9 protein-coding genes are annotated in these 12,579 nt (G+C 62.7%); 2 read left to right on the top strand and 7 right to left on the bottom strand.

Features of this window, described 5'->3' with window-relative positions; translation table 11 throughout:
• Positions 1–60 precede the first annotated feature (60 nt).
• A complete protein-coding gene (locus tag J1C49_RS14725; RefSeq protein WP_227446597.1) occupies positions 61–1,431 on the bottom strand; it encodes an aspartate aminotransferase family protein in 1,371 nt (456 codons plus the stop codon).
• A gap of 522 nt (positions 1,432–1,953) precedes the next feature.
• On the opposite strand from J1C49_RS14725, the gene J1C49_RS14720 reads away from it, so the two are divergent.
• Complete coding sequence (locus J1C49_RS14720; RefSeq protein ID WP_227446596.1) at positions 1,954–3,759, top strand: calcium-binding protein; 1,806 nt, start codon at positions 1,954–1,956, stop codon at positions 3,757–3,759.
• A gap of 51 nt (positions 3,760–3,810) precedes the next feature.
• On the opposite strand, the gene J1C49_RS14715 is transcribed toward J1C49_RS14720, so the two are convergent.
• From J1C49_RS14715 to J1C49_RS14700, 4 genes are read right to left on the bottom strand one after another with little or no spacing between them, the layout of a single operon-like run.
• A complete protein-coding gene (locus J1C49_RS14715) occupies positions 3,811–4,845 on the bottom strand; it encodes a glycosyltransferase family 4 protein (RefSeq protein WP_227446595.1) in 1,035 nt (344 codons plus the stop codon).
• A complete protein-coding gene (locus tag J1C49_RS14710; protein ID WP_227446594.1) occupies positions 4,838–5,821 on the bottom strand; it encodes a glycosyltransferase family 2 protein in 984 nt (327 codons plus the stop codon). Before J1C49_RS14710 ends, J1C49_RS14715 begins: the two co-directional genes overlap by 8 nt.
• A gap of 21 nt (positions 5,822–5,842) precedes the next feature.
• Positions 5,843–6,766, bottom strand: a complete 924-nt coding sequence (locus J1C49_RS14705; protein ID WP_227446593.1) for a glycosyltransferase — start codon at positions 6,764–6,766, stop codon at positions 5,843–5,845.
• 3 nt (positions 6,767–6,769) lie between these two features.
• Positions 6,770–8,038, bottom strand: coding sequence for an oligosaccharide flippase family protein (locus tag J1C49_RS14700; RefSeq protein ID WP_227446592.1), 1,269 nt, complete (start codon positions 8,036–8,038; stop codon positions 6,770–6,772).
• A gap of 169 nt (positions 8,039–8,207) precedes the next feature.
• On the opposite strand from J1C49_RS14700, the gene J1C49_RS14695 reads away from it, so the two are divergent.
• On the top strand, positions 8,208–9,413 hold the full coding sequence (locus tag J1C49_RS14695) for a polysaccharide biosynthesis/export family protein (RefSeq protein WP_370639421.1): 1,206 nt from the start codon (positions 8,208–8,210) through the stop codon (positions 9,411–9,413).
• Positions 9,414–9,422: 9 nt separating this feature from the next.
• Here the strand turns inward: J1C49_RS14695 and J1C49_RS14690 are convergent, their stop codons facing one another.
• The gene (locus tag J1C49_RS14690; protein WP_227446591.1) at positions 9,423–11,921 is read right to left on the bottom strand and encodes an ATP-binding protein; all 2,499 of its coding nucleotides are present in this window, start codon (positions 11,919–11,921) and stop codon (positions 9,423–9,425) included.
• Positions 11,922–11,966: 45 nt separating this feature from the next.
• A complete protein-coding gene (locus tag J1C49_RS14685; protein ID WP_227446590.1) occupies positions 11,967–12,482 on the bottom strand; it encodes a molybdopterin-dependent oxidoreductase in 516 nt (171 codons plus the stop codon).
• Positions 12,483–12,579: the final 97 nt, after the last annotated feature.

Below are 12,579 nucleotides of genomic sequence, written 5' to 3'. Positions count from 1 at the left end.
GGCATTCATCCCGTGGCAGCGATCAAGAAAGTCCGCTGCGTGGATGCGGTCTTGAAAAGACTATCCAAGCACCGAGCGCACCGCTTCTCCGAGCTTTGTCGCGACCTCCTGTGCCTCGGCCTCCGTCAGGCAGAAGGGCGGCGCGAAACCGAGAATATCGCCCTGTGGCATCGCCCGTGCGATCACGCCACGTTCCAGCAGAGCCGCCGCGAGCCGCGGGCCAACCTTGTCCGCCGGATCGAAGAAGACGCGATCCGCGCGGTCCTGCACAAATTCCACGGCACAGAGCAATCCTTCCCCGCGCACCTCGCCCACATGGGCGTGGTCTCCGACAGCCTGCTGCAACGCAGTCTTGAAGAACGCGCCTGTCGCCCCCGCCTTGGAAACCAGATCGAGACTGTCGATCAGGCGCAGATTGGCCACACCGGCCGCGGCACCGATCGGGTGGGCGGAATAGGTCCAGCCATGCCCGATGGGCCCGTTTTCGTCCGTGCCCTGTTCCAGAACCGACCAGACCTTGTCGCTCACGATACTGCCCGAGAGCGGCGCATAAGCCGAGGTGAGGCCCTTGGCTATCGTGATCAGGTCGGGCCGCATGCCGTAGTGATCGGAGCCGAACATGGAGCCCAGACGACCGAACCCGGTGACCACCTCATCGGCAATCAACAGGATGTCATGCCGGTCCAGAACCTCCTGAATCGCGGGCCAGTAGCCGTCTGGCGGTGGCACGAGCCCGCCCGTCCCAAGCGCCGGTTCGCCGATGAAGGCCGCAATCGTCTCAGCGCCTTCCCGCGCGATCAGCGCCTCAAGCTCTGCCACGCAATGCGCCACGAAGGCCTTTTCGCTCTGCCCAAGATCAGGGCGCCGGTAGTAATACGGCGCTTCGGTGTGCAGAACCGGCGCAAGCGGCAGGTCGAACTTGCGATGGAACAACTCCAGCCCGGTGAGCGAACCGGTCATCAACCCCGATCCGTGATAGCCGCGCCAACGCGAGATGATCTTCTTCTTTTCCGGTTGGCCGAGAATGTTGTTGTAGTACCAGATCAGCTTGATGTTGGTCTCGTTCGCGTCCGATCCCGACAGGCCAAAATACACCTTGGACATATGGTCGGGCGCGCGATCCAGAACCATCTTTGCCAGCGTGATCGACGCTTCCGTCCCGTGCCCGACATAGGCGTGATAATAGGCGAGTTCCTGCGCCTGCGCGGCAATGGCATTGGCGATTTCAGAGCGCCCGTATCCGACATTGACACAGTAGAGGCCCGCGAACGCATCCAGCAGGCGATTGCCGTCGCGATCCTGAATATGGCTCCCGGAGCCTCCGGTGATGACGCGATTGGGCATATCCCCCCGCGCGAACTCCGCAAGATGGGTGGAGGGGTGGAAGAAGTTCTCGCGATCCCACGCGTCGAGTTGGTCATTTTTCAACATGGCTCACCTATGGTTTCAGGCGGCGCGCCGCCGGTTTCAGAAGAATAGGAAGAAGCCCAGTCGCGCCAGTGATCCGGCCCCGTATGGCGGATCGAACGGTCAAGCTCCGTCCCACCCGAACAGCAGCGCGCAATGCCTTTATTGCCCGGGTTGCTTCATGGCTATCGCAGACCGCCTGCGGAGGAAAGGCGCATTTGGGCACAAACGGGCGCAACCGTGTCGGGACGATTGGCGCGCCTGTGGCCCATCCGGTGATGATTTGGCGTGGCCGGGCGCGCGGGAAACAAGGCGCACTGCGCTGCCCGGCGGGGCAGGCGGCGTGCCGTGCTGTCCTTGCCGGTCGACGGGATATCCCCTGCGTACTTTACCGCTCAATCAAGCCGCCACGGTCAGAAACGCTGCTGACGCCGTTGAGAAAGGGGGTTGTATTCCAAGAGTTTGGCCGTGAAGTGTTGGTTGACGCCAGCCTTCTCGACAAGTCGCGTTTTCGGCGATCTGGCAAACATTCGGCAAGGATGCTGCATGCCTGACCCTGTCTATATCCTCGGTTTCGGACAATCGAACATGTCCGGCATCGCAGATGTGGGTCGGGATCCGAGCCTATGGGACCAAACCGAGCCTGACCCCGCCGTCACATTCTGGAACACCGATAGCCGGTCTTGGGAACCCGCCTTTATTGATCCTGCGCATCCCGAGCAGACGGGGCTCGACAGTCAGGGGTCGATGATCTGGCACGTGGCTCTGGAAATTCATGCGCGCACCGGGCGCGAGGTCCGCATGATCGTTGACGCGTATCCCGGGCAACCCATCGACGGGCTGGGTTTCGGGCCGGGAGGGTCGACCGGCTGGGTTGCGGCGGGCGCACGGTCGGAATTCTTTGTCTCGCTTGTGGAGACGGTCAACGCCGCCGCGGTGCCGCAGATCGATCTTGCGGTTTTTGCGCAGGGCGAGAGCAATCACGATACGGCACAGGTGACCAACACCGCGATTTCCACCGCAACGGACTACCGCGCGGCGCTGGACACGCTGCTGGCACAATTGCGCGCTCAGGATTGGTTCGACACGGCGACACCGTTTTTCATGACGGAGTTGGTGCCGGACTCCGAGCTTGCGGATCGCAACGACGTGATCCTCGGGCTTGGCGCGGATGATGATCCCGCCACCGACAGCGCTTTTGCCACTCTGCCGTTCCGACCGGTTCCGAACGTGGGCGAAACGGGCGTTCACTGGTCGGTGCAGGGGCATCGCGATATGGCGGTGCGTGTCGTCGAAGCGTGGGAACGCGCAACGGTGGATCTTGGCTACAATCCGCTGGCTTTCAAGGATCTGCTTCAGATGAGTCCGGCCCCGGACAGTCCGCTGCGCGGCACGGGGGTCGACTATCTCGCCTCCGTTGGAGCGGTGCAGATCGATCTTGGCGGCGGGGTCGGCACGGGGGGATATGCCCATGGCGATGCTTTGGCCGGTGTGCTGCATGTTCGAGGGTCGCGCGGCGATGACACCATCTCCGGGAATGCCGGGTTTAACCGGATTGACGGGCGCGGCGGCAATGATCGGATCGCCGGGGAGAACGGACGCGACTGGTTGATCGGCGGCACCGGATTCGACACGCTGCAGGGCGGTGCAGAGAATGACATCCTGCAAGGGTTCGACGGGTATGATCTGCTTTTCGGGGGAAGCGGCCATGACGTGCTGCGTGGCGGGAACGGCTTTGACACGATCAGCGGTGGCGTGGGGCGCGACACGATCAGCGGGGGTTTGGCGCCGGACTATCTGACGGGCAACGCGGGTGCGGACTCGATCAATGGCGATGCCGGTTTTGACAGCCTGTTTGGGGGCGCAGGAGACGACCTGCTCTTTGGCAATTCCGGAAACGATCGCCTGTTCGGCGGCGAGGGTGACGACCGTGTCGCTGGCGGCTTCGGGTTTGATCGCCTGTCGGGCGGTTCGGGCGATGACACGCTTTTGGCTGGCAATGGGAATGACCTGCTCGAAGGCGGCGCGGGTCACGACGTTTTGCAAGGCAATGCCGGGGCAGACACGCTCACGGGAGGTGCGGGCCGAGACAGGTTGCACGGCGGTCTCGGGCGCGACACGTTTGTATTCACCGGTGGGGTAGACGTTGTTACCGACATGACGGCTGGGGTCGATACGCTGGTCATTGCGCGGGTGCTGGTCGGTCCCGACGCGACGCGCAGCGATCTGTTGGACCGGGTCGTGATGCTTGACGATGGCGCGCTGACCCTGTCCTTCGACGGGGGCGCGCGGCTGACGCTCACAGGGATAGACCAGCTTGACCCGATTTTAAGCGATGTCGTTTTGGTCTGACCGAGGAGGGCCTGATAGGCCCGCGCAGCCCGCCGGGGCCTTACGCGAGCTTCACTGCAACCGAGCCGAAACCGCGACTGGTTGGGAAACAGGCTTTTGCAGCATGGCATCGAGCAGGCGAGCCCACCCGTGTGCAAACTCCGCCTCGGCCCGCGCCGCAACATGGGTCTGCACGCCCTGAATTGACGGGGTGTGCGCAGGATCCAGCGCGCGCAAGCCGTCCGCAATCGCATCCGCAGAGCGCGAGGCGAGAAACCGCGCGCCATAATCCGCATGATCGGTGAGGCCGTCCACGGGCGCGCAGAGCACGGTGCGACCAGCGCAGAGCGCTTCGATGGCCACCAGTCCGTAGGCCTCCCAGCGCGAGGGCAGCACGACCACATCCACAGCGGCGTAGGCTTCGACCGGATCGGCTGTGAACCCCTTGAACACGATCCGCGCGTCGCCCTCTGCAAGCGCCTGCAAGGTTTCGAACTCCGCTCCGGCGCCGTAGAAATGCAGCGCCAAGGTGTCGTCTTCGACCGCGCGAAAGCCTTCGATCAGCGTGTCGAACCCTTTTTGCCGGTCCATACGGCCGATTGCGCCGATGATCTTTCCAGAATTGCCCGCCGGGGCCAGCTGCGTGAAGGCAGAAAGATCGACGCAAGACCGGATGGCAAACAGTTTGGCATCGGCGCAGAGCTCTTCTTTCCGGAACCAGCGCGCCTGCGCCTGACTGACCGCGACAACCGCGTCGAAGATCGCAAATCCTGTCTTGAGCAGCCGCAGGAAGCGGCGCGTATTCGGCACGTTGTGCTGCATGAAACCTTTGGTATAGCTGTGCTCCACATGCACCAGACGAGCGCCGGGGTTGGCGGCTCGGATCGCGAGGAGCGCCGGAAGGTTGCGCCAGCTGATTGCCAGGTGCGATACGATCACATCGGCCTTGTATCGCCGCAGGCTGACCCTGCCGCGGGCGACGGTTTCAAAGCGGTGATCAGCCAGTCGCGTAAGCGCCGGGCTGGTGGCGATGTAGTCCAGAACTCGCGTCACCCCACCGGCGGTGGTGTCATCGACCAAGTGTATAACGAGAGGCAATTCAGACATTCTTTCGGTCCCCCGCAGCGGCAATCACGTCGAGGGCCAGGCTGCCGCCTGCATAAAGCAGGCCAGCAGCCAGAAGCGTCTCGAGGGTCTTTCTGGGCTCTTCGATTAGCGGACGCGAGGATTGGAGGATGGATTTTTTGGCCAACGTCATGGCGCGCCCGGCGTCACGATCACAAATCGCCCGACGGGCAAGGTAGCGCAGCTGATAGGCGCGCGCGGCACGGCCATGTTTCGCGAAGAGCGTTGGCGCAAGCGGGGTGAGCTTGTCGATCATCTGTTGCCATGTGGCGAACTGGCGGTCGGTATTGGCCGACAGCGCGCCGCTTGAAATCCGGTATCGCGTCAGCAGACCGGGCACGCCCTCGAAGCCCCACGGCGTCGTGATTGCAATGCGCAGCCAGCATTCGATGTCTTCGGATTGCCGGAGGGTTTCGTCGAAGAACCAGTCACGCTCCGTCTCATGCGCCGGACGATAGGCAATCGCGTCAAAGACCGCGCGGCGGATCACCGGGGCGGAGCCGTTGCCGACCGGATTGCGCTTGAGGATATGCGCGGCGGTGACACCGGTCAGGCGAGGCTTCTGCGCCGTGCCAAGAAGCGCACCCTCATCGTCGATCAACGCGGACCCGGAATAGCTCACACCGACCGCGCGATTGGCATCGAGATGGGCGATATGGGTGCCCAGCTTTTCCGGAAGCCAAAGATCGTCAGCATCACAGAAGCCGATATAGCGGCCACGGGCTGCCGCAATCCCGGAATTGCGCGCACCGGCAAGACCGCGATTGCGCTGATGCACGACGCGCACACGCGGATCGGACCGGAAGGCTTCCGCCATGTCTGCGGTGCCGTCGCTGGACCCGTCATTGACGATGACGATCTCGAAATCCTCGAAGCTCTGCTTCAAGAGCGCCTCAATGGTTTCGGAAAGGGTGTCTTGGACGTTGTAGGCGGGGACGACAATCGACGCGACGGGCATGGGACGGATCCTTTATGAAATTTAGCGGGAGAACAGGTGCAGGCTGAGGCGGCGGGGCAAAACCAGAGCGGCAAGCGCACCACCGAGGGTGAGAACGCCGCGCCGGGGAGGGGCGAAGAAGCCCGCGGGGCTTGCCCGCATCCCATTCAAAGCAAAGCGCGCGGCTTGCGTGCGGTCGAGCCCCATTCGCAAGGCGCGGCGGGCGAGGTAGCGGAAGTGGATGGCTTCGTGCCGGTCTTCAGGGTGTTCCCCAAAACCCGCGGCGGTTTTCAGCGCCGCTTCGCGCCCCTGTGCCATGGCCGCGAGATCCGCCGAGAGACCGCCCGGATTGCGGCGGTAAAACGTCAGAACCTCATCGATGCCGATAACGCGCGCGCCGCCGCCGACCAGACGGATCAGCCATTCGAGGTCTTCGTTATGCACGATCCCCGCGTCGAACCCGCCGGTCTTGAGGAAGGCGGCGCGTGTGACGGCAAGGTTCGACATTGTGCAAACCGGGTTTTCGCCAAGCAGGTGACCGATGCGCAGATCCTCACCGACAATCGTTGACACCGTGCTCGCATCGTCTGGCTCTTTCTCGAAAAACGCGATTCTGCTGTAAGCGCCATCGACGGACCCCGCGCGGAATACCGTGTCGAGACGCGCTAGCTTTGCCGCACCCCAAAGATCGTCAGCATCACAAAACGCGAGGATCTCCCCGCGTGCCATCGTCATCGCACCATGGTTGCGCGCGTCGCTGGGGCCCTTGCCGGCATTGCGGACAAGCCGGATCCGGTTGTCCTGTGCGGCGATTGCGGTGATCACGTCGCGGGTGGCATCGGTCGAGCCGTCATCAACGCAGATGATTTCAAGATCCGTGACGCTTTGGGCGCGCAGGCTTTCGAGTGTCTGGGCAATCGTGGCTTCGGCATTGAAACACGGGACGACGATGGAGAAACGGGTCATCGGTCAAACCTCCTGCAGGCGTGGGGAAAGGAATGCGGCACGCAGACCCGGCCAGGAGGCCGCTACGAAGATCACCGTTGTCACGCAGGCATAGCCGATGGCGACAGTCATGAGGCCGTATGGAGCGAGCAGATAAGTGTTGGCGACGGTGGCGACCGCGAGGCCGGAGGTCACCATGAGTTCCACCTCGGGGCGGTTGTTCGCCCGGTGCCAACCGGCGGTTGCGGTCCAAAGCGTCGTCGGGATGGCGACAAGGCACAGGATTGCCACGATGCTCGAAATATCGGCCCAGTCAGGACCCAGCAGGATCGGCACATAGACCGGCGCGCATAGCGCCTGCAGGACAATCACGGGGGTGATCATGCCAAGGCCGACACAGATGCTCTGGCGCAAGGCATGTGCCTGGTTGTCGCTTTGGCTCAGTGCCGGGAAGAGCACCGTTGCAAACGCCATGGTGAACGCGTTCGAAAGGCTCAGACCGGCGTTGAAGGCCATGAAGTAGAGCCCGAGTGCTTCGCCACCGAGGATCATGCCGACAACGATCTTGTCCGCTTGCAGGCGGATCGCCTTGACCAGCTCCGTGCCCAATACCGACCGCCCGTAGACAAGGAAGGGGCGCACCGGAGCGAAGCCGGCGGTTGCATTGCGGCGCCACGGGTGAAGCCGACGCACGGCGATCAGCCAGATCGGCGCAGACAACAACCGTGGCAGCAACAGTGCAATCGCCGAGGGCCAGACAAACACGACAGCCGCGGCCATCAGGTTTGCCCCGACCACCTGCGCGCCGGCAATGGCGGCCGTCTGACGCAACTTGCCTGCGCGCATCGCAAGCGCCACCTGCACAAGACCGGCAGGCATGAAGAGATACTCGGCCCCGAGGATCAGCACCAGAAGCGCGAGCGTGCTGCTGCTTCCCGAGGCATATAGCACGCCGGCAATCCCGGCCTGGAGCGCGAAAAGAGACAGGCACCAGACCCAGAAGATCCGCGACGCGGTGGCACAGACCGCATCAAGGTCGCGGGCTTTTGCGGAGATGATGCGCTGCACAACGCCGTTCTCGGTCAGGGATTTGAGAATATCGGCCGCCGCCATGGCCGCCGCTGCGATACCGACCTCGGTCAGGTCGAGGGTGCGCGCGACCACGATGACAACAAGCAACCGCGAGGCCTTGGACGCAACTTCCGATGCGCCGTAGGACAGCAGATTGGCCGCAAAGGTCCTGATGGAGGTGTTGTAGGCCATGATACTCGGCTTTCCCGTTGCAATGCCCATGACATACGCCTGCCGGGCGCGTCTGTCGCGGGCGCCTCCGGGCGGCAAAGGGGTGCATTTGGGCCGCAACCTACCCTTTGGGATATGTCGATCTGCCTAGTTCCCATGGACCCCCCGGATATGGTCTTCTAAAACAAGGGGAACCCATCGAATGAGGCGGCACCACATCATGAGCATGACGAAAAGCGCGTTCCTGACTCTTGCGCTTTGCACCGCATGCAGCGCCTATGACCGACCGGACAATCTCGAACCGGTTGCCGAAGGGCGCGCCTATCAGGCGCAGTGGCGCGAGCCGGATGTGTCGCGCTCGGAGGCAGACTTCCTGATTTCCGCGACAATGAACGCCGAAAGCTGTTTGCCTCTTGGCGGGCATGACGGCCGTGGCAAGGGGTCTGCGATCGCCGCCGCCGCCCTGCGAGATGAGCGTCTGACGCGCAACGATCTTGTGGATGTGCGCGTGGGCGACGATGAAACCTTCAACGGCAATTACGTCATCTCCCGGGATGGCACTCTGAAACTGCCGTTTCTCTCCCCGATCCGCGCTCAGGGACGCAGCACGTCCCAGATCGAGGCTGATATCGTTGCGCAGCTTCTGTCCAAGGATTTCTATACCGAGCCACCGCGCGTTTCGGTGCGGGCAGCGGATTTCGCATCCGTCACCGTCGCCGTGTCGGGCGCGGTGTTCGAGCCGCAAGCCGTCGAGATCGGCGGCGTGTCAGGTGATCGGCTCGACACCCGCCGCCAGGAAGCGCTGGGCGCCTCCACCGAAGCGCGCAACCTGTCGGCGGCGCTGCGCGCCACAGGGGGCGTGCGCCCGGACGCCGATATTTCCGCCGTTCAGGTGCGGCGGGGCGGCACGCTTTACCGGCTGGATATGCGAGGCGTATTCGAGGGCAAGGATGACACGGACATCATGCTCCTGACCGGTGACGAGGTCTTTGTCCCCAGCCGGCAGTGTTTCCAGGACGATTTGATGCGGCCGAGCCCGATCAGCCCGCCGGGAGTCAGTCTTTATCTGTCCAACCTGACGCAACCGGCAACGAACAATGCGGCCTCCGCCATCGGCCAGACCGTGCGTGAGGTGCCCTATGGCACGCGGTACATGCAGGCGGTGATCGACGCGAACTGCGTCGGCGGGCCGCGCAGCACCAGCGCGGATCGCTCTGCGGTCCTGTTTACGCGCAACCCGGTGACGGGCGTGTCGGCGGTGATCGAGAGGGATATCGAAAACCTGTTGCGCCGGGCGGACCGGGATGACTACGATCCCTATCTGCTGCCCGGAGATGCGTTGGCCTGTTACGACAGCACCGTCACCAACATCGCCGAAATCGCCCGCGTGCTCGGGATTGTCAGCGTGGTGACGCTGCTCCGGTAGGAGCCGGTGTCACAGCAGCCGTGGCTTGGTTTCGCTCCAGACCGCCGGCAGCTTTCGCAGACTGTGCTCAAACGCGGATGTGTCGCCGGAGCGTGTGGCGTTTTCAAGCTCCTTGAGCGTTGTCTGTAGCTGAAGCGCACCAAAGATCGCCGCGCTGCCCGCGACCTTGTGGCTGCGGGCGGCCACTTCAAGATAGTCATGCGGTTCGGATGATCCCAACCACGCAAGCAGGTCGTCCACCTCCTGTGTGAAGCGTGCGACAAGCTTGGCGAAGGCCGCTTCTCCAACGGTTTGCCTCGTTTCGGCGCTATGATCGAGATTGACCAGCATGGGGTCGGCCTCCTCAAGGGCTTCGGTTCCGTATTCCGCCAGAACGCGACGCAGAGCGTCCCGTGACAGCGGCTTTGTCAGGATGCTGTTCATCCCGTCTTCGAGCAGTGCAGTCTGGTCGCTGGCCAGGGCATTTGCCGTGAGCGCCACGATCGGTGTGTTTCGGCAAGGGCCAGTTTGCGCGCGGATATGCCGGGTGGCTTCGCGCCCGTCCATAACCGGCATGTTGATATCCATGAAGATAAGATCGAACGGCTGAGATTCGGCGAGCTCCGCGCCTTCCCTGCCATGATGCGCCTCGACAACCGTGTGGCCATCGGCCTCGATCATCGCCCGCGCGACAATGCGGTTCATCTCGTTATCCTCCACGAGCAAGACCCGCAACGCCTGCGGCGTGCCAACGAGATCCGGGACGGATGCGGACAGGGCCGGTGGCGTGGCGGCCTGCACCGGAAGAGTGACGGTGAAAGTGCTGCCCGCGCCAGGAGTGCTTTGAACCGAAATCGTCCCGCGCAACGCGTGCACGAAGCGTTTGGCGATACCAAGCCCCAGCCCGGTGCCGCCGACCTCGCGGTTGCGGGCGGTCTCTCCGACGACAAAATCGTCAAACACCTGGTCCACAAGATCTTCGTCGATGCCAACGCCGGTATCGGCCACGTCAAGCCTCAACTGGTTCTGACCGTCGATCGCGTCGACCCGCGCCGTGACGCTGACCTTGCCGCGACGGGTGAATTTCACCGCGTTTCCGACGAGGTTCATCATCACGTGCTGAAGCCGGTCATGGTCGGACACGATCCAGTGCATCGGTTCGCCGTCCCACCCCCAATCGAGCGTGGTCTCGTTCTCCACCGCCATCCCGCTCTGATTGTCGATGATATCTTCCAGCAACGCCGACAGATGGACCGGTTCGCTGCGCGTGTCGAGCTTTCCGGCGTCATAGCGCGTGATGTCCAGCACATCCGAAATATGGCTCATCAGAAGTCGTCCGGAAGACTCCATGTAGCCAAGATACCGGTCCTGCTCCTTTGAAAGGCGGGTGTCGCGCAACAGGGTCAGGTTGCCGAGGAGCCCATTGAGCGGGGTGCGGATTTCGTGGCTCATGGTGGCGAGAAAATCGGTCTTGAGCTTTTCCCCGGCCAAGGCGCGGTCGCGTGCCTCCACGAGCGCTTTCTCGTTTTCGACCCGCTTGGAGATATCGCGCAGAAACGCGATGAAGATTTCTCCGTCATCGGTCTTGGCCGATTGCAGGGCCAGCTCGACCGGGAAGGTCTGGCCGGAGGCGCGTTTGCCTTCAAGCTGCACACGCCCTTTGCCCACGACGTGGCGTTCGCCGGACCGGCGCATACGTTCCATGCCCGCCTCATGCGCATCGCGCAGGTGGTCCGGCACGATGATCTCGCCAATGTCGCGGCCAATGACATCCTCGCAATGGTGGCCGAAAGTGGCTTCGGCGGCAGGGTTGAATTCGAGGATCCGCCCGCGTTCGTCGCTGACAATCACCGCATCGAGCGATGTGGAGATCACCGTGTTCATCCGGGTGGCGGTTTGGGCTTGCGCCCGCTCGCGTCCCGCAAGCGTGGCATTCAGGCGGTTGAGGTAAAGAACGCCGATGAAGAGCGCGCCAATGAGCGCCGCCAGCGTGACGGCGAGTTGCGTGAGCGTCTGGGCCACCTCGGCGCGTTGCTGGTCAGAGGACCGGGAAAACACCTCGAGCCCCGATTTCGCCAGCAGCCGGATCACGGGCCTGACATCCGAGGCCAGATCCTTCAGAGCCTGGGATTGCGTGAGGATCGTCTCTTCGCCCGCGTCAATGATGCGCGCACTCTCGTTGAGGAAGGTCCGGATCTCGGCGATCCTTTCTTCCGCATCATTATGGGCGCGCAGTTTGGCAAAGACTTCTGCGGTTTCGATGGTGCTCACGCGGCTGTAGAAGATGTCGAAGCGGCGCGTCAGTTGCACCACGTCTGTCGGGTTATCGAGCTGTCTTGCATATTCGAGGAATTCGACCTCGGCCTGTGACAGAGACCATTGCACATTGTCTGATCGCGCAGACCCGAGCTGCGTTATCTCTTCGTCGACATTGATCGCCAGGAACGCGATGGCGGCCAAAACCAAAAGCCCGGCCGTGACCAATAAGGTCAGACCGGACTTGGCTCGCATGTGAGTGGTGGCTGGCACCTCGACCTCCTCGAGACCGTGACGAAAGACGACTGTCCTGGTAGGTTATCGCACGACCTCGATGCGATCGAGTTGCCATATGCTGCGAGAGTAGGTGACCTCGGTGCGATAATCCGCGCTTTGGTCATAGGGGTAGATGATCCAGAGCGGGCCCTTGTCCCGCACCGACATTTCTTCTCCGTTGAAGCGGTAGGCCAGGATCGGGCCGCCCTCCACCGCATCGGAGACAGGTATTTCCACGGTGTAATCGTTGATGGCCGACGCCAGAAGCCGCCCACTGTCCGCGCCGACGAGATCCACGAGCGTTGCAAGCGGCACACCTTCGAAGCTGTTGACGCCGTCGGTCCAGATCGTGCTGGTCTCGACGGTGACAGTGCCGAGCGCGGCGAATCTATCGACATCGAGCACAAGCGTGTCATCCACGTTGGTGGTATCGATGTCGCCCGTCACGGTCAGGATCGGTGCGCCCGTTGGAGCCGCAATCTCCTCTGCTTGCGCAGTGATCGCGCCAAGCATCGCAAAGGCGAGACCCATGACTGTTGTGGCAAGGCGGTTCATCATTGTCGGCTCCATGTCTGATAGGGTGGTTTTACAGATTTCTACGCGTGGCGCATCCGGGCATGTGGATAGTCACCTATCCTTTCGGATAGGTTTCCGA

The sequence above is a fragment of the Cognatishimia sp. F0-27 genome (genome assembly GCF_020667845.1).
In the GTDB taxonomy this organism is placed as follows: Bacteria; Pseudomonadota; Alphaproteobacteria; order Rhodobacterales; family Rhodobacteraceae; genus JAFMPQ01.
Note: the sequence above shows the minus strand (reverse complement) of the source record. Positions and strands in the feature narration are given on the sequence as shown.